Origin of the sequence: Brevundimonas bacteroides DSM 4726, assembly GCF_000701445.1 — a bacterium.
Lineage (GTDB): Bacteria > Pseudomonadota > Alphaproteobacteria > Caulobacterales > Caulobacteraceae > Brevundimonas > Brevundimonas bacteroides.
On record NZ_JNIX01000010.1, the window covers coordinates 1 to 21,211 of the forward strand.

Genomic DNA, 21,211 nt, shown 5'->3' on the forward strand with positions numbered 1-21,211 from the left:
GGCCACGCTCCCTTTTCCGGCTGGAGGCTGGGACTGTGGACATCGGGTCGGGGCGGCGCGGGATTGTCCGCGGGGCTGAAACCGCGGAGCCCGGAGGGACCTGAGACCCTCCGCCCGCCGTGGGCCTCGGTTGGAAAAGGGTCTAAGCGGCGTAAAGGTTCGGGGTCGACAACGACACAAACCCGACAGGTCGCACGAAGCCCGCGTCCGACTGCTCACGAGCACCGATCGCGACGGAGCCTCGGCGCGAGCCGAAAAACATCTCCGGTCCCCGCAACGCGAAAGCAGGGGGCCACATCGGTTCCGGGCGACCGCCCAGGCTCCGTCGCTTCCCCATCCCGTTCACAGCGGAAGAGCGATGAGACGTGTCTGTTATCCCGTGGGATCAGCGACCGCGACGGCCGGATCCTCGATCACTACGCCCGGCCCCAGCACCATTACGCCCGCCAGCAGCACCGCCGCCGTCGCCGCCAGCGCCGTCGCGCCGAGCAGGCCCAGCGCCCCGGCCTTCGTCTCGGGCGCGATCAACACGCCGCGCGCGGCTTGGATCTGGGTCATCGCATCGGCCATAGCGGGCGCTCCCTCGCTTCATCTGCGACCTCACGCCCATTCGGTTAACCAAGGGTTGCCGCGTCTCCTCGCTTGGCGACAGCAAAGCCAGCCCCTAGAAGCGGCCCATGATCCTCGTCGTCGATAACTACGACAGCTTCACCTACAACCTCGTCCACTACCTCGCGGAGCTGGGCGCGGAGACGCATGTCATCCGCAACGACGACCTGACGGTGGAACAGGCTTGGGCTCTCAAGCCCGAGGCCGTGCTGCTGTCGCCCGGCCCCTGCGCCCCGGACCAGGCCGGCATCTGCCTGCCCATCCTGACGACCGCGCCCGACGACATGCCGATCCTGGGCGTCTGCCTCGGCCATCAGGCCATCGGCCAGGCCTTCGGCGGCGACGTCATCCGCGCCAAGACCCTGATGCACGGCAAGACCTCGCGGATCACCCACGACGGCCGGGGCCTGTTCAAGGGCCTGCCCAGCCCCTTTACCGCCACCCGTTATCACAGCCTCGCCGTCAGCCGCGCCACCCTGCCCAATACGCTGGACGTCACCGCCTGGACCGAGGACGGCGAGATCATGGGCGTCCAGCACCACGAGCGGCCCATCCACGGCGTCCAGTTCCACCCGGAATCCATCGCCACCGAGCACGGCCACGACCTGATCGCCAACTTCCTGGACCTCGCCAACGTCCGGCGCCTCGCGGTCGTCTGATGTCCGACACCATCAAGCCTCTGCTGGCCAAGCTGGTCGACGGCCAGGTCCTGACCGAGGCGGAAGCCGGCGACTTCTTCGCCGCCTGCCTGCGCGGCGAGCCGACCCCAGCCCAGGTCGCCGCCGCCGTCACGGCGCTCCGCATTCGGGGCGAGACCGTGCCCGAGATCGCCGCCTTCGCCCGCGCCATGCGCTCGGCTGCCGCCCCGTTCGAGACCCCCTTCGACGTCATCGACACCTGCGGCACTGGCGGCGACGGCGCCCACACCTTCAACATCTCCACCGCCGCCGCCCTGGTGCTGGCGGGCGCCGGCCTCAAGGTCGCCAAGCACGGCAACCGCGCGCTCAGCTCCAAATCCGGATCGTCCGATGTGCTGGCCGCGCTCGGCGTCGACCTCATGGCCCCGGCCGAGCGCCAGAAGCAGGCGCTGGACGAAGCCGGCATCTGCTTCCTCTTCGCCCCCGCCTATCACGGGGCCATGCGCCATGTGACGCCGATCCGGGCCGAGATCGGCTTCCGCACCGTCTTCAACCTGCTGGGCCCTCTGTCCAACCCCGCCGGCGCCCGCCGACAGGTTATGGGCGTCTACGACCCCCGCCTGCTGGAGCCTCTCGTCGAGGTGCTGGGCCGGCTGGGCGCTGTCCGCGCCTGGACCGTCCACGGCCAGGGTCTGGACGAGCTCACCACCACCGGCCCGACCGACGTCGCCGAATGGAAGGACGGCGCCGTCCGCCGCTTCCAGATCACGCCCGAGGACGCCGGCCTGCCCCGCGCGACCCTCGCCGAGCTGCGCGGCGGCGACGCCGAGGAGAACGCTGCGGCCCTGCGCGCCCTGCTCGCCGGGGCCCCCGGCCCCTATCGCGACGTCGTCCTGCTGAACGCCGCCGCCGCCCTGGTCGTCGCCGACCGTGCCGTCGACCTCAAGGACGGCGTGGCGCAGGCCGCCCGCGCCATCGACGACGGCTCGGCCGCCCGGTCGCTGGAGACGCTGGCCCGCATTACCTCCGCCCCCGCCGAGGCGCTCGAGGCATGACCGACATTCTTGAGCACATCGCCGCCTACAAGCGCGAGGACGTCGCCGCCCGCAAATGCGAGCGCCCCTTCGCCGAGATCGAATCGCTCGCCTTGGTCGCCGGCATGCCGCGCGGCTTCACCGCCGCCCTGCGCAAGCGCGCCGAGCCCGGCCGCCCCGCCCTGATCGCCGAGGTCAAGAAGGCCAGCCCCTCCAAGGGCCTGATCCGTGCCGACTTCGACCCGCCAGCCCTGGCCCGCGCCTATGAGGCAGGCGGCGCCGCCTGCCTGTCGATCCTGACCGACGGGCCGAGCTTCCAGGGCGACGACGCCTATCTGGTTGCCGCCCGCGCCGCCGTCGCCCTGCCCTGCCTGCGCAAGGACTTCCTGGTCGACCCCTGGCAGGTGGCCGAGAGCCGCACGCTGGGTGCCGACTGCATCCTGATCATCCTGTCGATGGTCGATGATTCGCTCGCCGCCGAGCTGCTGTCCGAAGCCCGCCGATTCGGCATGGACGCCCTGATCGAGACCCACGACGAGGCCGAGATGGCCCGCGCCGCCTCGCTGGGCGGAGAGCTGATCGGCGTCAACAACCGGTCGCTGCGCACCTTCGAGGTCGACCTCGCCACCACCGCCCGCATGGCGCACCTCGCTCCGCCCAACGCCCTGCTGGTCGCCGAAAGCGGCATCTTCACTCCCGCCGACGTCGCCGCAGTCGCCGAGGCCGGTGCCGGCGCCATTCTGGTCGGAGAAAGCCTGATGCGTCAGGCCGATGTCGAAGAGGCGACGCGGGAGCTACTGGGCGCTGGAAGCTCGTGACGGATCTTTCGCCACTGGAATACGCCGCCGCATCGCTGATCGCGCGCCAGATCAGCTCTGACGGCGGCGACTCTCTGCTGGCTCAGCTTGCGACGGCACGAGTGACCTCTCGAGAATTCACGGGCTATGGCTTCTTCACCTACTTCGACGTGGACCGCTCGCAGCCGAAAGCGGACGTGTCGGGAAGCCCCGCCGGATGGGCTGAAAGTCTCGTCGGCCCCCAACGATATCCATTGCAATTCCTGCTCTACGTCGAGGACGGCTTTGCGAAAATGATCGAGGCGTACAGCTACCTCGATGGCTGCGGCGACCTCGACCTGCTCACCTGTGATTTCACCCCGCCAATCGACGTCACCCCGACCAACTCCCGTTAAGTTGACATTCACCAAGAACACTTACAGAACATCGCCAACGGTTCACGACTTGTTCTGAAGGCGACGTCCGATGCTCACGCGCAAACAGCACGAACTCCTGATGTTCATCCACGAACGCATCAAGGAGACGGGCGTCTCGCCCTCCTTCGACGAAATGAAGGAGGCGCTGGATCTGGCGTCCAAGTCGGGCATCCACCGCCTGATCACGGCGCTGGAGGAACGCGGCTTCATCCGCCGCCTCGCCCACCGCGCCCGGGCGCTGGAGGTCATGAAGCTGCCGGAACAGGCCACGGCCGGAGCGCCCCGCGGCCGCGCCGGCTTCACGCCCGCGGTCATCGAGGGCGGCGGACGCAGCCAGCCGGTCGAGGCCGCCAACGACACCCGCGAACTGGTCCTGGTCGGCAAGATCGCCGCCGGCGCCCCCATCGCCGCGCTCCAGGGCGACAACGGCCGCTACTCAGTGCCCGAGGCCATGCTGGGCGCGGGCGAGCACTACATGCTCGAGATCGAGGGCGATTCGATGATCGAGGCCGGCATCCTCGACGGCGATCTGGTCGTCATCAAGAAGTCGGACACCGCCACGTCCGGCGAGATCGTCGTCGCCCTCGTCGAAGGCGAGGAAGCGACGCTGAAGCGCCTGCGCAAGAAGGGCGGCTCCATCGCTCTGGAGCCCGCCAACCGCAACTACGAAACCCGCATCTTCGGCCCCGACCAGGTCGAGGTGCAAGGCAAGCTGGTGGGCCTCATCCGCCGGTATCACTGACGTCCGGATCGCCGATCCGGCTCCACGGCCGGTCGCCCCGTACGTCCGCCGTCCACAGCGCCCGCCAGCCGTCCCCGCCGCGCCACAGCTCGACCGCCCCGCCCCCCGCGAAGTCGACGCCGTCCAGCACCAGCCGATCCGCGCAGGACGGCGGCAAGGCGTTGACGACCGCCCGCACGCTCACCACCTCCGCCGCTCGACACAGTCCATCCAGCTGAACCGCGTCAGGTTCCCGCTTCCCCCACCACAGCGCCACCGGCGCTGCCCCATCCGTCGGCGCGCACGCCGTCCGCTGACAGGCCCACCCCTCCGCCGGTCTCGGCGTCAGCTGCAGCCCGCGCCGTCGCGACCACAGATCGACCGCGAACTCCCGCACTCCGGGCCGCACCACCACCGCCCGCCCGTCCTCGCTCCACGCCGCGTTCGTGCCCGCGTCCCCGATCCACAGCGTGGGCGTCTCCGCCCTCGGCCAGACCAGGACCGCGCATGCGAACGGCAGGCCCAGCCACCGTAGCCGCCCCTTCCACAGGCACAGGAACAGCACGCCCAGGAACGCGATCGGCAGCACGAAATCCGGCGCGCTCGCCACCGTCACCACCGCGCCGGGCAACCCCGCCGTCCAGCGGCCGACGGCCAGCATGGCATCCACGCCCCTGCCCGCCACCCACAGGAACGGCGCGCCCAGCCCCAGCGGCTCCAGCGCGGCCCCCAGCGCCAGCATCGGCATCATCACGAAGTCGGCGATGGGCGAGGTCGCCAGATTGGCCACCAGCCCGAACACCGCCGCCCGATTGAAATGCTGGATCGCGAACGGCCCGGTCGCCAGCCCCGCCACCAGACTGGCCACCACCGCCACGACCAGCCAGTGGCGCACGTTCTGCACCGCCGCGATCGGCCACGGCACGCCCATGTCCCTGGGCCGAGGCGGCCAGCTCTCGGACAGGGCCACCAGCGCCGCCGTCGCTGCGAACGACATCTGGAACCCCGGCGTCACGATGGCCTCGGGCTGGATCAGCAGCACGATCATGGCCGCCACCGCCAGCGCATGCATGGTGATCGCGGGCCGATCCAGCAGGATCGCCGCAAACGCCACCGACGCCGTGATCGCCGCCCTCTGCGCGGGCGGCGGCCCGCCGGACACCACGAGATAGCTCCAAACGGCGATCAGCCCCGCGATCGCCGCGATCTTCTTGCCGTTGACCCTCAGCGCCAGCCACGGCCACGCCGCCACCCCCAGCCGGACGCCGAAGAAGACGAACCCGCCCACGATCGCCATATGCAGGCCCGAGATCGACAGGATGTGCGCCAGGCCGCTGTCGCGCATGGCGTCCAGGTCCTCCCGCGCGATCCAGGTCTCGTGCCCTGTGACCATCGCCGCCGCGATCCCGCCCGTCCGCTCCCCCAGCCGCGCCACGATCCGTTCCGCCAGCGCAAACCGCGCCGCATTGATCGCCATGGTCCGCTTCAGCCCGTCCGGCGGCTCGGGCAGCGCCGCCGCCCGCGTCTCGCCCAGACCGAACGCCGTCCCGCCCATGCCGAGAAAGAAGGCGTTCCGCCCAAAGTCATAGGCTCCCGGACTGGCCGGAGGCGGCGGCGGATTGAGAATGGCGAACAGCCGGATCGCCTCCCCCGGACGCGGCGGCTCGCCCCGCACCGTGGCCCTGAGCCGGATCGGCGTCTCCTCGCGGGCCAACCCCCGGATCCGCACCGGCGCCAGCACCACCCGGTGCCCCCGATCGCCCGGACTGTCGACGTCCAGCACCCAGCCCTCGACCACTGTCGGCTCGGCCAGCGCCGCAGCGATCGGTGCCGCCACCCGCTCAGTGCGGACCTTTGCCACCGCCAGCCCCAGCGCCAGAAACGCCAGCAGCATCAACGGCAGCGTCACCGCCCGTCCCGCCCCTACTCGCCGCGCCACCAACCATGCGCCCGCTGCAACCACCGCCGCCAGCGCCAACGGCCAAAGCGGCGGCTCGGTCTTCAGGGCGAAATAGATCGCCGCCCCGCCGCCGAACGCCACCGGTGCCCACAGCCGCCAGCGCAGGCTCTGCGCCGCCGCCTGATCGCGCAGCCACGCCACCGCACGCTCCGAAATGCCCGCCTTGGTGGCGCTGGGATTCAGAGGATCAGGCGCTATAAGGGCGGCCCGACCGGACCCCTCCCCCATGCCTTCAGCCTCCTCCACCCCCGTCGTCACCCGCTTCGCCCCCTCGCCCACAGGCTCCCTCCACATAGGAGGCGCAAGAACGGCGTTGTTCAACTACCTCTACGCGAAGGGTCGGGGCGGCAAGTTCCTGATCCGCGTGGAGGACACCGACCGCGAACGCTCCACCGACGAGGCGGTCAAGGCGATATTCGACGGCCTGTCCTGGCTGGAGCTGTTCGCCGACGAGGAGCCCATCTTCCAGTTCGCCCGCGCCGACCGCCACCGCGAGGTCGTCGACCAGCTGCTGGAGACCGGCCACGCCTACCGCGACTTCCTCTCGGCCGAAGACACCGGCGCTCTGCGAGACGCCGCCAAGGCCGAAGGCCGCGACTTCGTCTCCCCCTGGCGCGACCGCCAGCCCACGGTCGACGACTTGGCCAAGCCCCACACCGTCCGCTTCCGCCGCCCGCTCGACACCGCCGTCGTCGTCGAGGACGCGGTTCAGGGGACCGTGCGTTGGGAGACCTCGGCGCTCGACGACCTCGTCATCCTGCGCTCGGACGGGGCCCCGACCTACAACCTCGCCGTCGTCGTTGACGACCACGACATGGGCGTGACCCACGTCATCCGAGGCGACGATCACCTGAACAACGCCGCGCGCCAGAGCCTGATCTACGACGCGCTGGGCTGGCCGCGCCCGACGTTTGCCCACATCCCGCTGATTCACGGTCCGGACGGGGCCAAGCTGTCCAAGCGCCACGGCGCCCAGGCCGTCCACGAATACGCCGAAATGGGCTACCTGCCCGAGGCCATGCGCAACTACCTGGCCCGCCTCGGCTGGGCCCACGGCGACGACGAGCTGTTCTCCGACGAACAGGCGCAGAGCTGGTTCGACCTCGACGCCATCGGCAAGGCGCCGGCGCGGCTGGACTTCGACAAGCTGGCCCACGTCAACGCCCACTGGCTGCGCCTCGCCGCCGATGATCGTCTGGCGAAGCTGACTCTGGACGCCCACCTCGCCGCCGGCCGCGCCCTGCACGAAGGCGACGAGGCCCGCCTGCAAGCCGCCCTGCCATTCGTGAAGGACCGGGCGAAGACCCTTATCGAACTGGCCGACCAGACCGCATTCGTCCTGGCGCGCCGCCCGCTGTCGCTCGACGACAAGGCGCGCGCCCTGCTGTCGGGGGAGAGCGCCGACCGCATCGCCCGGCTGCGCGACCGGCTGGCGCTCTTCCAGTCGTGGGACGTCTTCGCCCTGGAGGCCGAGCTCAAGGCCTTCGCCGAGGAAGAGGGCGTCGGCTTCGGCAAGATCGGACCGCCGATGCGCGCCGTCCTGACCGGCGGCCTCGTCTCGCCCGACATCGCCCGCATCCTTTCTGCGCTCGGCCGCGAAGAGGCTCTGGGGCGCTTGGATGATGCGCTGCAACAGACTAAGTGAACGTCCATAACTTTTCCGAGGCGGCCGGCCGGACCGGCCGCGACACTCCAGTACAAAGGGGCCGCTGATGAGCGACGTGTCCAAACCCGCCGGTACGGCGACCCTGACCTACGAAGGCAAGACCGTCGAAATGCCGGTTCTGGCAGGGTCGACCGGCCCCAACGTCATCGATATCCGAAAGCTCTACGGCGCGACCGACGCCTTCACCTTCGACCCGGGCTTCACCTCGACGGCGGCCTGCGAAAGCGGCCTCACCTTCATCGACGGCGACGCCGGCACCCTGCTGCACCGCGGCTATCCCATCGACCAGCTGGCCTCGAAGTCGAACTTCATCGAGGTCTGCTACCTGCTGCTGAACGGCGAGCTCCCCAACGCTTCGGAGTATGAGGCGTTCGAGACCGTGGTCACGCGCCACACCATGCTGCATGCCCAGTTCGACCGCTTCTTCGACGGCTTTCGTCGTGACGCGCACCCCATGGCCATCATGGTCGGCGCGGTCGGGGCCCTCTCGGCCTTTTACCACGACAGCCTGGACATCCACGACGCCCGCCAGCGCGAGATCTCGGCCATCCGCCTGATCGCCAAGATGCCGACCATCGCGGCCCGCGCCTACAAATACCACATCGGCCAGCCCTTCGTGTCGCCGCGCAACGAGCTGACCTACGCCGAAAACTTCCTGCGCATGTGCTTCGCCGTCCCGGCCGAGGACTATGTGGTCAATCCGATCCTGGCCAAGGCCATGGACCGCATCTTCATCCTGCACGCCGACCACGAGCAGAACGCCTCGACCTCGACGGTGCGTCTGGCCGGCTCGTCGGGGGCCAACCCGTTCGCCTGCATCGCCGCCGGCATCGCCTGCCTGTGGGGCCCCTCGCACGGGGGCGCCAACGAAGAGGCGCTGAACATGCTCAAAGAGATCGGCACCCCGGACAAGATTCCGGAGTTCATCGAGGGCGTGAAGGCCAAGAAATATAAGCTCATGGGCTTCGGCCACCGGGTCTACAAGAACTACGACCCCCGCGCCAAGGTGATGAAGGAGAGCGCCGACGAGGTGCTGGCCGCCGTCGGCGACCCCAACGATCCGCTGTTCCAGGTCGCCAAGGAGCTGGAGAAGATCGCGCTGAACGACGAGTACTTCATCGAGCGCAAGCTGTTCCCGAACGTGGACTTCTATTCGGGCATCACCCTGTCGGCGATGGGCTTCCCGACCTCGATGTTCACCGTGCTGTTCTCGCTGGCCCGCACCGTCGGCTGGATCGCCCAGTGGCAGGAAATGATGGCCGACCCGTCGCAGAAGATCGGCCGTCCGAGGCAGCTGTACACCGGCCCGACCGAGCGGGATTACGTGCCGATCCAGTCGCGGGGGTGATCCTCGCGGGGGAATGACCAGGCGTCGGGCCCGCCCCGACGCCTTTTCCTTGTCCGGACACGATTTCGGAGCGTCCGGACAAGCGTTCGTTTGTCGTTCGCCCCGTCTCGGGCTGACTGGGCCGCATGAGCCAAACCACTCAAGCCGACGCATCCGTCCCCGGCCCGACCTCTGCCATCGCTGAACTGCTGGACCTTCTCAGGACCATCGGCGTCAGCTTGGTTCTCGCTGTCGTTTTTCAGACAGCGGTGTTCCAGCCCTACACCATCCCCTCGGCCTCGATGGAGCCGGGCCTGCTGGTCGGCGACTATCTGGTGGTCTCAAAGTCCGCCTACGGCTGGAGCCGGGCGTCCCTGCCGTTCCATCCGCCCCTGCCGCCGGGTCGCCTGTTCGGTCGCCTGCCGGAGCGCGGCGACGTGGTGGTCTTCCGGCATCCGACCCGGCCCCAGGAAACTTGGATCAAGCGCGTCATCGGCCTTCCGGGGGATCGGGTCGAGCTCGTGGACGGCGTGATCCGGGTCAATGACCGCCCCTTGGCGCGACGCCCTCTCGGTCCGGGTCTCGACGTCGATCAACCGACGCGAGCGGTGATGCGGGTAGAGGAACGGCAGGCGGACGGACGCCGCTACGTCACCTTCGAGGGCGGCCCGGACCTGGCCGGTGATGACCGCCCGCCGGTCACCGTGCCCGCTGGGCGGCTGTTCGTGATGGGCGATCATCGGGACAATTCGCTGGACAGCCGCTGGGGCCCAGAGGTGGGCGTCGGCATGCTGCCCGTCGACCATCTGATCGGCGAGGCGGAGCTTGTGGTTGCGTCGTGGCAGCCGGGTGCCGCGCTGTGGAAACCGTGGACCTGGCCGAGACTGCGCCCCGGCCGATTCCTGCAGCCGATCGACTAGCGACCCCGAAACTCGGCGAAGGTGACGACCCCGTCGCGGTTGCTGTCCATCTGGTCGAAGGCCGCGCGGGACCCCGGCAGCGCCTGGGCGATCGACGGCGCGGCCACCGCCCCGACGGCGATGCCCGCCGCCGCCAGCAGTCCCGCCTGCCATCCCTTCAGCCGCGCGGGGCGGCTCAGGGGTTCTCGCTCGATTAGATCGCGCACGACTTCGCTCGCGGTCAGCCCGGCGTCGCGACAGCGCGCCATGAACGCCGCCTTGGCCTCCAGCGGCAGGCGGACCTCCAGGGTCTCGCTCTTTTTGGGGGAACGCGCCTTGCTCATGCCCGCAGCCTAACCCGAACCGGCACTGTGCGCCATCGCGGCACTGCGCTCCGTCACGCCGCTGGCTCGCTGCCTCAGACCCCGGGGAAGACCTCCGCCATCGAGCGGGACTCGGGCAGGACGTAGACGATCCCCGCCGTGCCTCTGAAGGTCGGGGCGATGACGTCCTCATAGAACGCGACCGGGACGTTCACGCAGCCGTAGGAGATCCGGTTGTCCTCAGGCGTGGGCGTGGCCAGGCGCTGCAGACGCCGATCGGCCGGCCGGCCCCGAACCGGATGCAGCGATAGCGCGCCGTCGTAGTCGATCCACAGGACGCTCGCCCCGGTCAGGTTCTGCCCGGTCGCGGCCAAATACCGGCCCGCCGGCGTGATGCGATCCTCAGGCCCGATGGCGGACAGCGGGCGATCGCCGATGTCGGGCGGCGCGATGTCGCCGCGCGCCAGACCGAGAAGCACCGGCGTGGCCCCCAGCAGCCGCCCGTCGCGGTCGAAGGCGAAGACCTGGGCATTGACCTTGTCAATCAGGACGAAGGGCAGGCCCTGATTGTCGCCGGTCTCAAGAACCCAAGACTTCAGCCGCTGAACGGTAGGCGAGGCCCCCTGGTCGGCACCGGCCGCCTGACCCGGCGTTTCTTGCTGTCGCGCGACCGCCGGGGATGAAACCGCAAGGATGAGCCCTAGTGCCAGTCCGGCGGCACCAATTCCTCGGCCAAACTTTCGGCTACCGCCCACGCGCCTGCCCGTCTGCGCGGTCGTCCATGCGTGGACCTCGGCCGTCACCGTCAGTTGCGGTCCTGCCGGGGAGCATAGACCGGGACAGGCGGCGGAGGCGGCGGGGCAGGCGGGGACATCCGCGACGACAGCACGGCGGAGTCCCCTGTCGGCGCTGCAGGCGCCGCGTGGGCCGACGCGTGCGCGCCAGTGCCCGAGCCGCCACCGTGACCCACGACCGGCGTGCAGACCGTGCCGTCCTCGCAGTCCGAGAAATAGACCTGCGGCGGCTCGACCATGATCTCCGACGGCCGCACATGGACCTCGGGACGCTGGACGTAGATCTGGGCCGGCGCGATGCGGATCGGCGGCGCGTCCACATAGACCGGCGGGCCCTGGATGTGCACCACGGGTCCGGCGACATGCACCGGACGGCCAATCACGCGATAGCCGGGCGACGACACATGGATGGCCGGACCGGCCGGAACGTGGATCGGCGGCGGCCAGCCGCCCGGCGGCGTATATCCGCCGCCGGTCCAAGGTCCGTAGAAGTCGACGACGCGGGTGCAGGCGCAGGCGTCATGCGAGCCATGCGGACGTTCGGAGCATCCGTGACCGTCCGACGCCGCAGCGCCCGAGATCAGCATGGAGGCCACGATCGACGTGATCGGATCCATTCTTCAGCTCCCCTCTCAAGTCCTTGCGGGACTTCATTTTTCCCCTGACGGGCGAACCCTGAAGGGACGTCGGAAACCCGCTCGATCAGGGTTACATTAACCCTTTCCGACTGTCTACCGCCCGAGCTTGGGCCAAGGTCCACCTATCTGAAATGCGAGGCCTTCAAGGGCTTGACCCACAGGCGGTCGCGCCGAGTGGCCGGTATGGGTGGAAAGCGGACGTTGCCCCACTCCGTTCGCGGTGCAACGTTACGGGTATGTTTGAAGAAGCCCCCAAGGCGCGCGCCGACATGATCGGCGGGTCAGTCTACGCTTTGAGCGGAGAAGGCGGCTGGCTCTACTATGGTCAGGTAACACCCGATAGGCGGATCGGCTTTTTCCGCTGCCGAAGCAGGAAGGTCATCCAAGTCGCGGACGTGTTCGCCACTCCCGTAATGACGGTCCTTTCCGTGGGCGTCCCCAGCATCACTTCCGCACTGAGGAGCGGCCGTTGGAGAAAGCTGGGTCGTTTCGGCGTCGTGCCAGCCTTGGTCGAGCCTCGCCCTTCGGTGCAGTGGCCCGCAGGCACACTGACCGTCACGGTCTGGACAGCCGATGGCACCTGGAACACGCGGGTTGAGGACCCGGCTATTCAGGACATGGAGATCATGGCTGTGTGGGATGCCGAGGCTCATGTCCCGCCTCGCCTGGCTGCTGACTTCGGTGAAGAGGAAGCGCCATGGCATATAGGGGGCTCAGTTCGGCGGGAGCGCCTCATCAAGCAGGAGATGGCCGCTCGTTTCCCGGATCAGCCGTGGCACAGACTTCCGGATGATTGGGTCCCTCTGAACGTCTCCTAAGGGTCGAAAGCCGCCCCTGCGCTAGGCGCGCGAACCGGCCGTCGTGACCGCCAGCACCGCCTCCGCCGCGATCTCCGACGGATCGCGCCCCTCTCGCCCCATGAGGTCCAGCGCCGCCGTCTGCCGCGCCGCCTGGTCGGCCCTCGCGGCCGGATCGTCCAGCAGCCGCCCGACCTCGGCGGCGAACCGTTCCGGCGTCGCGTCCTTCTGGATCAGCTCGCGGGCGATCTCGGCGTCGGCCGCGTGGTTGAACAGGGTCGCGTACTTGCCGGTGAAGAAGGGCTTCATGATCGCATAGCTGAGCGGCTGGAAGCGGTAGCCGATGACCATCGGCGCGCCTGCCAGCGCCAGTTCGGTCGAGACGGTGCCCGATGTCGCCAGCGCCACCGTCGCCGCCTTCATGGCCGAGTACTTGTCGGCCTCGCTGACCAGATGGGCCCGGAACGGCCAGGCGGCGACGCGGGCGGCGACGTCCTCGGCCACCGTGCCGGCGGCGACGACGGCCACGGCCAGCCCCGGCCGCTCGGCCTTCAGCCGCGCGACGGCGGCCTCGTAGACGGGCGTCATCAGCCGGATCTCGCTCGGCCGGCTGCCGGGCAGAACCAGCAGCAGGGGCGCGTCCGCCGCGACCCCCCGCGCGGCCCGGAACCTCGCCGGATCGGCCCCGCTCATGTCGACATGCAGGGCCTGGGACCCCACGACGGTCGTCGGCAGGCCCTCCTTCTCGAACCACGGCGCGTCGAAGGCATAGAGGGCCAGCAGATGATCGACCGCCCCCGCCAGCGTCTTCGCTCGTCCCGGCCGCGAGGCCCAGACCTGCGGTCCGACATACTTGATGAGCCGCACGTCGGGCAGCACTGCCCGGATCGCCTTGGCCACCCGGATGGTGAAGCCCCAGCTGTCGATCAGGACGACCGCCTCCGGCCTTTCGCGCACCGCGAAGGCCACCGTATCGGCCACCCGTGCCTTGACCCGGCCATAGGCGCGCAGGCCCTCGATCCAGCCCAGCACCGACAGCTCGGCGATGTCGAACGGGCTGACGATGCCCTCCGCCGCCATCTTCGGCCCGCCGACGCCGACCAGAGCCAAGTCCGGCCGACGGGCGCGCAACGCCCGCGCCAGCCCGGCCCCTAGCGCATCGCCTGACGCCTCGGCCGCGACCAGCATGATCTTCATCGGCTCTCGCCCCAGACGAACAGGCCCAACCGGTCCGCTGCTTCGATGATCGCCGCCCGGTCGATCAGGATCAGCCGGTCCGCGACGCCACCGACCCCCGCCAGCCCGGCGGCCGCCGCCATCTCGACCGTGCGCGCCCCCATCACCGGCATGTCGACCCTCAGGTCCTGGATTGGCTTGGGCGCCTTGCCGAGCGCCCCCTTCAACGCCCCCGCCGCGCCCCGCAGATCGGCCGGCAGGCCGGCGACGCGGGCCAGCATGGCGTCGGTCCCCTCCTGCGCCTCCACCGCCAGCACCAGGCCGTCGCAGACGACCGCCCCCTGGCCGATGTCGAGTTCCCCCGCCTTCTCCGCGACGTGCAGCGCCTTCCTCAGGTCAGAAAGCTGCTCTTCCGTCGGCGCGACCCGCCCCAGCGCTCCGGCCCGCAGCGTCTCTCCGCCCAGGATGTCGTCGGCCCCCTCGATGGCGTAGCCCTCGGCCTCGAACACCGACAGGATCTTGCGCAACAGGGCGTCGTCGCCCTTCGTCGCCGCCGCGATGATGCCGGGCAGCACGGTCGCGCCTTTTAGATCGGGTTTCAGGCTCTTGAAGTCGGGCCGGCTCACCGTGCCGGCGAAGCACACCGCCGCGCACCCGGCCTTCTTCAGCGCCGACAGCACTTTGCCGATCTCGGCCATGCCCGCCTCGACGCCCGGATAGCGGACCAGATGGGCGTCGGCGAAGCCCGTCAGCCGCACGACGAACACGGGCCGCCCTTCGGCCTCGCACCGCGCCGCGATGGCCAGCGGCAGGGCCCCGCCACCCGCGATCAGGCCGAGCTTGCCCGCCGCCATCTCAGGCCTCCGGCAGGCACAGCGGCCGTTTGGCGTCCTCGCGGATGAAGGCGACGATCTCCATGATTTCGGGCAGATCGGCATAACCGGCCTCGACCCGCCTCAGCCGATCGGCGAAGACGCCCTCTCCCTCGAACAGGTCGCGGAACGCCGCCAGCAGCCGCCGCACTGCGTCCTTGCCGTAGCCCTTCCGCTTCAGCCCGATCAGGTTCAGCCCGTGCAGCCGCGCATGGTTGCCCCAGGCCGAGCCATAGGGAATCACGTCCCGCGTCACCGCCGCCAGGCCGCCGACGATCGCCCCCTGCCCCACCCGGCCGTTCTGGTGCACGGCGCAAAGCCCGCCCAGGAACACCCGGTCGCCGATCCGGGCATGCCCGCCCAGCGTCGCCTGATTGGCCATGACCACATTGTCCCCGACGACGGCGTCATGCCCGACATGCGCGCCCGTCATGAACAGGCCGTTCGAGCCGACCCGAGTCACGCCCGAGCCCTGCGGCGTGCCCCGGTTGAAGGTGGCGTGTTCGCGGATGGAGTTGTCAGACCCGATCTCCAGCCGCACGGGCTCGCCCTTGTAGCCATTGTGCTGGGGGTCCCCGCCGATGACGGCGAAGGGATGGATCACGGTCCGCGCCCCCACGCTCGTGTCCTGCTGGACCACCACATGGCTGACCAGATGGACGCCCTCGGCCAGCACGACGCCCGGTCCGACGGTGCACCACGGCCCAATCACGACATCGTCGGCCAGTACGGCCGAACCGTCCACGATCGCCGTCGGATGGATATGGCTCATGCGACCGGCTGCTCGACCGTGACGGCCATGGCCATGAACTCGGCCTCGGCGGCCAGCTTGCCGTCGATGAAGGTCTCGCCCCGGAACTTGTAGGCGTCGCCGCGAGCGCGGGTCACCACGACCTTCATGTGCAGCTGATCGCCCGGCCTCGCGGGTTTGCGGAAGCGCACGCCGTCGATCGACATGAACATGATGACCTTGTCGGCCACGTTCACATCCAGCGACTTGGACATCAGCAACGCCCCGGTCTGGGCCATCGCCTCAACGATCAGCACCCCCGGCATGACCGGGTCGATCGGGAAATGGCCCGGAAAGAACGGCTCGTTGTGGCTGACGTTCTTGATGCCGGTGATCGACGTCGCCGGCACGAAGTCCTCGGCCTTGTCGACCAGCAGGAAGGGATAGCGGTGGGGCAGCCGCCGCATCACCTCGGCGTAATCGATCTTGCCGCCGTCGTCAGTCATCCGTCCGGGCTCCCTTGCGTCCCGCCTGTCTGGAGACCCAGACGGTCTCGCGCAAGAACTGGCGGATCGGTTTCGCCGGATAGCCGGACCAGGTTTCGCCCGGAGGAATGTCGGCCAGCACGCCGGCACCCGCCGCCACACGGGCCCCCTCGCCGATCGTGATGTGATCGCCGATCCCCGCCTTGCCGCCGAAGATCACGCCATCCCCGACCACGCACGAGCCGGAAATCCCGACATGGCCCGCGATCAGGCAGTTGCGTCCAATCACGCAGTTGTGGGCAATCATCACCAGGTTATCGATCTTGGTGTTCTCGCCGATCACGGTGTCGTCGAAGGCACCTCGGTCGATGCAGGTGTTCGCGCCGACCGTCACGCCGTCCTGCAGAATCACCCGACCCAGCTGGGGCACATCGACCGGCCCGGTCGCGCCGCCCGCAGCGCCAAAGCCCGGCTCGCCGATGCTGGCCCCGGCATAGATCTTCACCCGGTCGCCGACGAGGGCGAAGCGCAGGCTGACGTTGGGACCGATGTCGCAGTCGCGCCCGATCTGCACACCGGGACCGATGACCGTGTTGGCCCCGATCCTCGTCCCCCGTCCGATGCGCGCGCCGACGCCGACGATCACGCCGGGCTCGAAGGCGACGCTGCCGTCCTCGCTGGCCTCTTCCAGCGTCGACGCACTGAACCGCACCGGCCGATGCAACGCTTCCGACGCCGCCGCCCAGGCGGCCTGGGGCGTGCGAGAGACAATGACTGAGGCGCGGCTGGGGGCGGCGTCGACCGCCGCGGCTGGAACGATCAGGCACCCCGCCCACGAGGCCCTGAGCGCCTCGGTGAACTTGCGGTCGCCCAGAAAACCGACGGCGTCCTCGCTCGCGGATCCGAGGGGCGCGACGCGGCGGATCGCCTGGCCACAATCGCGAACGACCTCGCCGCCCGTCAGGGCCGCGAGGTCGGCGACGCTGAGCGAGCTCAACGTGTCGAAGAAGCGGGGATCGGGCTGGACGCCCATCCGGCTTACTGCGCCGCTTGGACCGGAACCGCCAGGCGGTTGAAGCTGAGCGACGGCAGCTGCGCGTTCAGACGCTCGATCGTGGTCCCGGTGATGTCCATCGCCGGGTTCATGATGAACACGCTTTCGCGGTCGATCAGAATGCCGCAACCGCGCTCCTGATAGACGGCCACCAGGATCGGCTCGACCGCTTCAGAGATCAGGCGGCGCTGCTCCGACAGGGTGTAGCGCAGCTCGTTTTCACGGGTCTGCTCCAGTTGCTGGGCTTCCTGAATGCGGGTCTGCAACGCCTGGCGGTCAGCGTCGGTGATGGTGGCCCCGCCGTTCTGCAGACGCTGCAGCTCGGACTGGATCGTCTGTGCATACGGGGCCAGTTCGCCCTGCACTTCGGTCGCGAGCTGTTCCATGCGGGTCTGGACCGACTGGCCGACCGTCGATTGGGCGAGAAGCTGCTGGTTGAAATAGACGCAGACACCAGGGATGGCAGGCCCGGGGTTGGCGGGTCCTTGAGTCTGGGCCCAGGCTCCCGAGGGGATGGCGGTGGAGGCGACGAGCGAAGCGAGGGCCACGGCCCCGATGGCGAGAAGTTTCATGCTTTACCTTTACGGGACCACAGCGGCCCCCTGATCAGAACTGGGTGGATGTCGAGAAACGGAAGGTCTCGGTGCGATCATAGTCCTCTTCGCTGAGGATCTGGCTGAAATCGAAGCGGATCGGCCCCATCGGCGAGCGCCAGTGAACGCTCAGGCCCGCCGAGGCGCGCAGCGACAGGTCGTCGGCGATGGATGTGTCCGGCAGGCCGTTCGAGCCGATGGTATAGCGGTCGTCGAGGACACCCAGGGTGCCGACGTCGGCGAACAGACTGGTGCGGATGCCGTACTCCTCCGGCAGACCATTGGGCAAGGTCAACTCGACGCTGCCGACCGCATAGAAGTTGCCGCCGAGCGCATCGTTGGTCGTCAGGTCGCGCGGCCCCATGCCCGCGTTCTCGAAGCCGCGGAACGAGTTGCCGCCCTTGAAGAAGCGGTCGTTGATGCGAACTGCGTCGCCGTTCCAGCCGCTGACGTAGCCCGCCGACCCCGACACCGAGACGATCCAGTCCGGCGTGATGCCGTAGTAGGCCGTCGCGTCCACCTCGGTCTTGATATAGTTCACGTCACCGCCCAGGCCGGCGAAGTCCTGACGCAGCGAGCCCGTCCAGCCGCGCGTCGGGCGGATCGGCTCGTTGCGGCGATCGACCAGCAGGGTGTACCCGACCGAGGAGTTCAGGCTGGCTCCGACCTGTTCGCACAGGGCGCGGGAGCCGCCGCCGCCGGCGTCGCAATACCCCTGCGGAACGATGATCTCGTCGTCCTTGATGAAGTAGCGCGTCGAGAAGCGGCTGTAGCCGTTCAATGGATAGGTCAGACGCAGACCGGCACCGGTCGAGCGATAGTCGAAGGACGACTCGTCCTGGAAGTCGTAACGCGAGTGGAACAGGTCAAAGCCCGCGCCTACGTCCCGGCCCAGGAACCTCGGTTCGGTGAACCGGAAGTCGATCTGCTGGCGCAGCGATCCCCATTCGACGCGCGCCACAAGGTTTTGGCCCCGGCCGCGGAAGTTGCGTTCCGAGATACCCAGGTTGACGACGAAGCTGTCGACCGAGCTGAAGCCGGCCCCGACGGACAGTTCGCCCGTCGGCTGCTCCTCGACGGTGACGTTGACCACGGAGCGGTCCGGCGCCAACCCTTGCGTTTCCTCGATCTCGACTTCCTTGAAGAAGCCCAGCGCCCGCAGATTGTTGCGTGACCGCTCGACCAGCGACCGGTTGAAGGCGTCGCCTTCGGTCAGCATCAGCTCGCGCCGGATGACCGGGTCGATGGTGCGGGTGTTGCCGACGACGTTGATCCGCTCGACGTAGACCCGCTGACCCTCGGCGATGTTGAAGGTGACGTCGATGGTGTCGGTTTCGGGATTCGGCCTATAGGTAGGATTGATGTCGACGAAGGCGTAACCCGCAGAGCCCGCCGCGAACGTCAGGGCATCGACCGAGCTCTCGATCTTGTCGCTTTCGTAGAGATCGCCCGTGCGGATCGGCAGCAGGGCCTCCAGCAGTTCGACGTTCAGCCGGTCGTTCTCGGTGACGACGTTGATTTCGCCGAAGTTGTAGCGGTCGCCCTCGTCCACCGTCAGTGTGATGGCAAACGCACTGTCATCCGGCGCCAGTTCGGCCACGGCCGAGACGATGCGGAAATCGTAATAGCCGCGGTTCGTGTAGAAGCTGCGCAGCTGTTCGCGGTCGTAATCCAGTCGGTTCGGGTCGTAGTTGTCGTTCTTGGTGAACAGCCGCCACCACTGCGACTGCTTGGTCACCATGACCTCGCGCAGCTCGCTGTCCGAGAACGCCTGGTTGCCAAGGAAGGTGATCGACTGGACGCCCGTCTCGGGGCCCTCGTCAATCTCGAACACGACGTCGACGCGGTTCTGATCCAGTTGCACCAGCTTGGGCGTCACGGTCGCGGAGATGCGGCCCGACAGGCGGTACAGTTCGATGATCGAGCCGACGTCTTCCTGCACCCGGGCGCGGGTGTAGATCCCGCGCGGCGCGATGGTCACTTCCTCGCGTAGCTTGTCTTCGGCGATGGCGCCGTTCCCCTCGAACACCACCTGGTTGATGATCGGGTTCTCGACGATCTCGACGATCAGGTCGCCGTTGGCCTGCAACCCGATCTGGACATCGGCGAACAACTGGGTGCGCGTCAGGGTGCGGATGGCGACGTCCAGCAGAACCGGATCGATCGTGTCACCCGGCTGGATCGGCAGATAGGACAGCACGGTCGTCTGGTCGATCCGCTGGTTGCCACGCACCAGAATGCGGTTGACCACCCCGGTCTCGGGCTGGGCGATCTGAGCCGGCTGCACGTCGGGGGCCGGAGCCGTCTGGGCCAGCACCGGCGACGCCGCGATCAGGGCGACCACGCTGGCCGTCGCGGCGCAGATCCGGCGAAGCGGTCGGGCCGCCGGGGGGGTCGCGTCGCGGGGATCAGTCAGGGTCATTCGGGAAACCATCGGGGGCTGGCGTCGGCTCAACTGACGAGCCCGCCGAGGATGTTGAACAGGTTCAGCTTCTGCAGGTCGTTCCAAGTCGCGAACAACATCAAACCCGCCAGCAAAGCAAGACCGACCCGGTACCCCGCCTCCTGAACCGCGGCCGCGACTGGTTTCTTGGCCACAGCCTCATAGGCGTAGAAGACCAGGTGGCCGCCATCCAGAACCGGGATGGGCAACAGATTTAGAAAGCCGATTCCGATCGAAAGTATGGCGGCGAAGCTTGTCAGCGTCAGGAGCAGGTTGATGGTGGTCGCCACCGGGTCCGGATTGGCCGCCACAGCTGCATTGGTCAGAGCACCCGACGCCTTGGCGATGCCCAGCGGTCCGCTCAGCTGGTCGCCGCTCTCACGACCCGTGAATATGCGACCCAGATAGGTAAGGGTGGTGCCCAGGATGTCGCCGGTCTCGCGGAACCCCTGCCCCACCGCTTCGATGGGATTGTAGCGGACCTGCCGCGCCTCGGCCCGCGTGGAGGCCAACGCCAGACCAATCCGTCCGACCGCCACGCGCCCGGCGATGGGGTCGTCCTGAACCACGCGCTCGGGTGTGGCGATCAGTTCGATCTCGCGACCCTGGCGTTCGACGGTGAACCGGACGGCGTCGCCGCTGGACAGGCTGACCTTGCGCGTCACCTCGCCCGCGTCCTCGATGGCGCGACCGTCCAGTCCGGTGATCAGGTCTCCCGGCAGGAAACCGGCCTCGGCCGCCGGCGATCCCGGCGTGACCTGGGCCACCCGCGCCGGGCGCAGCTCGACGCCGACGATCGAGAACAGGATGGCGAAGATGGTGATGGCCAGCACGAAGTTGGCGAACGGCCCCGCCGCCACGATCAGCATGCGCTGCCAGACCGGCTTGAAATGGAAATAGTCGCGCTCGGCGCCTGCCCCTTCCGTGCGCTGGATGTCGGCCTTCAGCGCGTCCAGCCCCCGGCTGTCGGGCACGCTCGACGCATCCATGTCACCCGAAAACTTGACGTAGCCGCCCAGCGGCATCCAGCCGACCCGCCATTCGATGCCATGTCTGTCGGTCCGGCTGAAGATCGCCTTGCCGAAGCCGATGGCGAAGCGGTCGACCTTCACGCCAAAGGCCCGCGCGACCCAGAAATGGCCCAGCTCATGGATGGTGACGATGACCGTCAGCACCAGGAGGAAGGGCACGACGTACATCAGGACCGAGGTCAGGGCGTCCAGCATGCGGTGTCCGCGT

The 21,211-nt window shown here is 68.7% G+C and carries 22 protein-coding genes; 9 read left to right on the top strand and 13 right to left on the bottom strand.

What is annotated here, in order from left to right; genetic code table 11:
• Positions 1–372 precede the first annotated feature (372 nt).
• The gene (locus Q333_RS0109570) at positions 373–570 is read right to left on the bottom strand and encodes a hypothetical protein (protein ID WP_029416553.1); all 198 of its coding nucleotides are present in this window, start codon (positions 568–570) and stop codon (positions 373–375) included.
• Between the two features lie 107 nt (positions 571–677).
• On the opposite strand from Q333_RS0109570, the gene Q333_RS0109575 reads away from it, so the two are divergent.
• From Q333_RS0109575 to lexA, 5 genes are all read left to right on the top strand, one after another.
• The gene (locus tag Q333_RS0109575; protein ID WP_029416555.1) at positions 678–1,268 is read left to right on the top strand and encodes an anthranilate synthase component II; all 591 of its coding nucleotides are present in this window, start codon (positions 678–680) and stop codon (positions 1,266–1,268) included.
• Complete coding sequence (gene trpD / locus Q333_RS0109580; protein WP_029416556.1) at positions 1,268–2,302, top strand: anthranilate phosphoribosyltransferase; 1,035 nt, start codon at positions 1,268–1,270, stop codon at positions 2,300–2,302. The genes Q333_RS0109575 and trpD overlap by 1 nt, the downstream gene beginning before the upstream one ends.
• Positions 2,299–3,099, top strand: a complete 801-nt coding sequence (trpC, locus tag Q333_RS0109585) for an indole-3-glycerol phosphate synthase TrpC (protein ID WP_029416557.1) — start codon at positions 2,299–2,301, stop codon at positions 3,097–3,099. Before trpD ends, trpC begins: the two co-directional genes overlap by 4 nt.
• Positions 3,096–3,473 carry a hypothetical protein gene (locus Q333_RS0109590; protein ID WP_029416558.1) on the top strand — a complete coding sequence of 126 codons (378 nt, stop codon included), beginning with the start codon at positions 3,096–3,098 and terminating at the stop codon, positions 3,471–3,473. Before trpC ends, Q333_RS0109590 begins: the two co-directional genes overlap by 4 nt.
• Positions 3,474–3,543: 70 nt before the next feature.
• A complete protein-coding gene (lexA, locus tag Q333_RS0109595; RefSeq protein WP_029416559.1) occupies positions 3,544–4,236 on the top strand; it encodes a transcriptional repressor LexA in 693 nt (230 codons plus the stop codon).
• On the opposite strand, the gene Q333_RS0109600 is transcribed toward lexA, so the two are convergent.
• On the bottom strand, positions 4,217–6,454 hold the full coding sequence (locus Q333_RS0109600) for a ComEC/Rec2 family competence protein (protein WP_245591527.1): 2,238 nt from the start codon (positions 6,452–6,454) through the stop codon (positions 4,217–4,219). The two genes, lexA and Q333_RS0109600, sit on opposite strands and share 20 nt — an antisense overlap.
• Between Q333_RS0109600 and gltX the strand changes: the two genes are divergently transcribed.
• The 3 genes from gltX (at position 6,402) to lepB (ending at position 10,088) form a co-directional block, all read left to right on the top strand.
• Positions 6,402–7,820, top strand: coding sequence for a glutamate--tRNA ligase (gene gltX, locus Q333_RS0109605; protein WP_029416561.1), 1,419 nt, complete (start codon positions 6,402–6,404; stop codon positions 7,818–7,820). The genes Q333_RS0109600 and gltX overlap by 53 nt on opposite strands.
• A 67-nt stretch (positions 7,821–7,887) precedes the next feature.
• Complete coding sequence (gene gltA / locus Q333_RS0109610) at positions 7,888–9,189, top strand: citrate synthase (RefSeq protein WP_029416563.1); 1,302 nt, start codon at positions 7,888–7,890, stop codon at positions 9,187–9,189.
• Positions 9,190–9,314: 125 nt separating this feature from the next.
• Positions 9,315–10,088 (top strand): signal peptidase I, encoded by a 774-nt coding sequence (lepB, locus tag Q333_RS0109615; RefSeq protein WP_029416564.1) that lies wholly within the window; start codon positions 9,315–9,317, stop codon positions 10,086–10,088.
• On the opposite strand, the gene Q333_RS0109620 is transcribed toward lepB, so the two are convergent.
• The 3 genes from Q333_RS0109620 to Q333_RS16985 form a co-directional block, all read right to left on the bottom strand.
• Entirely contained in the window at positions 10,085–10,411 is a 327-nt protein-coding gene (locus Q333_RS0109620; RefSeq protein ID WP_029416566.1) for an EF-hand domain-containing protein, read from the bottom strand. The genes lepB and Q333_RS0109620 overlap by 4 nt on opposite strands.
• A 74-nt stretch (positions 10,412–10,485) precedes the next feature.
• Positions 10,486–11,145: a L,D-transpeptidase gene (locus Q333_RS0109625; protein WP_245591528.1), complete on the bottom strand. Its 660-nt coding sequence runs from the start codon at positions 11,143–11,145 to the stop codon at positions 10,486–10,488.
• Between the two features lie 50 nt (positions 11,146–11,195).
• Complete coding sequence (locus tag Q333_RS16985; protein WP_051651233.1) at positions 11,196–11,801, bottom strand: hypothetical protein; 606 nt, start codon at positions 11,799–11,801, stop codon at positions 11,196–11,198.
• 257 nt (positions 11,802–12,058) lie between these two features.
• On the opposite strand from Q333_RS16985, the gene Q333_RS0109635 reads away from it, so the two are divergent.
• A complete protein-coding gene (locus Q333_RS0109635; protein WP_029416571.1) occupies positions 12,059–12,640 on the top strand; it encodes a hypothetical protein in 582 nt (193 codons plus the stop codon).
• 21 nt (positions 12,641–12,661) lie between these two features.
• Here Q333_RS0109635 and lpxB read toward each other — a convergent pair whose 3' ends face one another.
• Genes lpxB through Q333_RS0109675 form a run of 8 tightly spaced genes read right to left on the bottom strand, consistent with a single transcriptional unit; the run spans position 12,662 to position 21,198 of the window.
• On the bottom strand, positions 12,662–13,816 hold the full coding sequence (gene lpxB / locus Q333_RS0109640; RefSeq protein ID WP_029416573.1) for a lipid-A-disaccharide synthase: 1,155 nt from the start codon (positions 13,814–13,816) through the stop codon (positions 12,662–12,664).
• Positions 13,813–14,649 (bottom strand): UDP-2,3-diacylglucosamine diphosphatase, encoded by an 837-nt coding sequence (lpxI, locus tag Q333_RS0109645; protein ID WP_029416574.1) that lies wholly within the window; start codon positions 14,647–14,649, stop codon positions 13,813–13,815. Before lpxI ends, lpxB begins: the two co-directional genes overlap by 4 nt.
• A 1-nt stretch (position 14,650) precedes the next feature.
• Positions 14,651–15,439, bottom strand: coding sequence for an acyl-ACP--UDP-N-acetylglucosamine O-acyltransferase (gene lpxA / locus Q333_RS0109650; RefSeq protein ID WP_029416576.1), 789 nt, complete (start codon positions 15,437–15,439; stop codon positions 14,651–14,653).
• Positions 15,436–15,903 (bottom strand): 3-hydroxyacyl-ACP dehydratase FabZ, encoded by a 468-nt coding sequence (gene fabZ, locus Q333_RS0109655; RefSeq protein ID WP_029416578.1) that lies wholly within the window; start codon positions 15,901–15,903, stop codon positions 15,436–15,438. The genes lpxA and fabZ overlap by 4 nt, the downstream gene beginning before the upstream one ends.
• Positions 15,896–16,915, bottom strand: coding sequence for a UDP-3-O-(3-hydroxymyristoyl)glucosamine N-acyltransferase (gene lpxD / locus Q333_RS0109660; RefSeq protein WP_029416580.1), 1,020 nt, complete (start codon positions 16,913–16,915; stop codon positions 15,896–15,898). The genes fabZ and lpxD overlap by 8 nt, the downstream gene beginning before the upstream one ends.
• 5 nt (positions 16,916–16,920) lie before the next feature.
• On the bottom strand, positions 16,921–17,508 hold the full coding sequence (locus Q333_RS0109665) for an OmpH family outer membrane protein (RefSeq protein WP_029416582.1): 588 nt from the start codon (positions 17,506–17,508) through the stop codon (positions 16,921–16,923).
• A 34-nt stretch (positions 17,509–17,542) separates the two neighbouring features.
• Entirely contained in the window at positions 17,543–19,951 is a 2,409-nt protein-coding gene (gene bamA / locus Q333_RS0109670; RefSeq protein WP_051651234.1) for an outer membrane protein assembly factor BamA, read from the bottom strand.
• A gap of 29 nt (positions 19,952–19,980) precedes the next feature.
• Positions 19,981–21,198 carry a M50 family metallopeptidase gene (locus Q333_RS0109675; protein ID WP_029416586.1) on the bottom strand — a complete coding sequence of 406 codons (1,218 nt, stop codon included), beginning with the start codon at positions 21,196–21,198 and terminating at the stop codon, positions 19,981–19,983.
• Between the last annotated feature and the right edge of the window lie 13 nt (positions 21,199–21,211).

What these genes read in the sequence shown, in the direction of transcription:
- lepB (WP_029416564.1), top strand. Translation starts at nt 9,315, where the DNA reads ATGAGCCAAACCACTCAAGCCGACGCATCCGTCCCCGGCCCGACCTCT.
- Q333_RS16985 (WP_051651233.1), bottom strand. Translation starts at nt 11,801, where the DNA reads ATGGATCCGATCACGTCGATCGTGGCCTCCATGCTGATCTCGGGCGCT.
- lpxI (WP_029416574.1), bottom strand. Translation starts at nt 14,649, where the DNA reads ATGGCGGCGGGCAAGCTCGGCCTGATCGCGGGTGGCGGGGCCCTGCCG.
- Q333_RS0109570 (WP_029416553.1), bottom strand. Translation starts at nt 570, where the DNA reads ATGGCCGATGCGATGACCCAGATCCAAGCCGCGCGCGGCGTGTTGATC.
- lpxB (WP_029416573.1), bottom strand. Translation starts at nt 13,816, where the DNA reads ATGAAGATCATGCTGGTCGCGGCCGAGGCGTCAGGCGATGCGCTAGGG.
- trpD (WP_029416556.1), top strand. Translation starts at nt 1,268, where the DNA reads ATGTCCGACACCATCAAGCCTCTGCTGGCCAAGCTGGTCGACGGCCAG.
- trpC (WP_029416557.1), top strand. Translation starts at nt 2,299, where the DNA reads ATGACCGACATTCTTGAGCACATCGCCGCCTACAAGCGCGAGGACGTC.
- bamA (WP_051651234.1), bottom strand. Translation starts at nt 19,951, where the DNA reads ATGACCCTGACTGATCCCCGCGACGCGACCCCCCCGGCGGCCCGACCG.
- Q333_RS0109665 (WP_029416582.1), bottom strand. Translation starts at nt 17,508, where the DNA reads ATGAAACTTCTCGCCATCGGGGCCGTGGCCCTCGCTTCGCTCGTCGCC.
- lpxD (WP_029416580.1), bottom strand. Translation starts at nt 16,915, where the DNA reads ATGGGCGTCCAGCCCGATCCCCGCTTCTTCGACACGTTGAGCTCGCTC.
- Q333_RS0109675 (WP_029416586.1), bottom strand. Translation starts at nt 21,198, where the DNA reads ATGCTGGACGCCCTGACCTCGGTCCTGATGTACGTCGTGCCCTTCCTC.
- lpxA (WP_029416576.1), bottom strand. Translation starts at nt 15,439, where the DNA reads ATGAGCCATATCCATCCGACGGCGATCGTGGACGGTTCGGCCGTACTG.
- Q333_RS0109635 (WP_029416571.1), top strand. Translation starts at nt 12,059, where the DNA reads ATGTTTGAAGAAGCCCCCAAGGCGCGCGCCGACATGATCGGCGGGTCA.
- Q333_RS0109575 (WP_029416555.1), top strand. Translation starts at nt 678, where the DNA reads ATGATCCTCGTCGTCGATAACTACGACAGCTTCACCTACAACCTCGTC.
- Q333_RS0109620 (WP_029416566.1), bottom strand. Translation starts at nt 10,411, where the DNA reads ATGAGCAAGGCGCGTTCCCCCAAAAAGAGCGAGACCCTGGAGGTCCGC.
- gltA (WP_029416563.1), top strand. Translation starts at nt 7,888, where the DNA reads ATGAGCGACGTGTCCAAACCCGCCGGTACGGCGACCCTGACCTACGAA.
- gltX (WP_029416561.1), top strand. Translation starts at nt 6,402, where the DNA reads ATGCCTTCAGCCTCCTCCACCCCCGTCGTCACCCGCTTCGCCCCCTCG.
- fabZ (WP_029416578.1), bottom strand. Translation starts at nt 15,903, where the DNA reads ATGACTGACGACGGCGGCAAGATCGATTACGCCGAGGTGATGCGGCGG.
- lexA (WP_029416559.1), top strand. Translation starts at nt 3,544, where the DNA reads ATGCTCACGCGCAAACAGCACGAACTCCTGATGTTCATCCACGAACGC.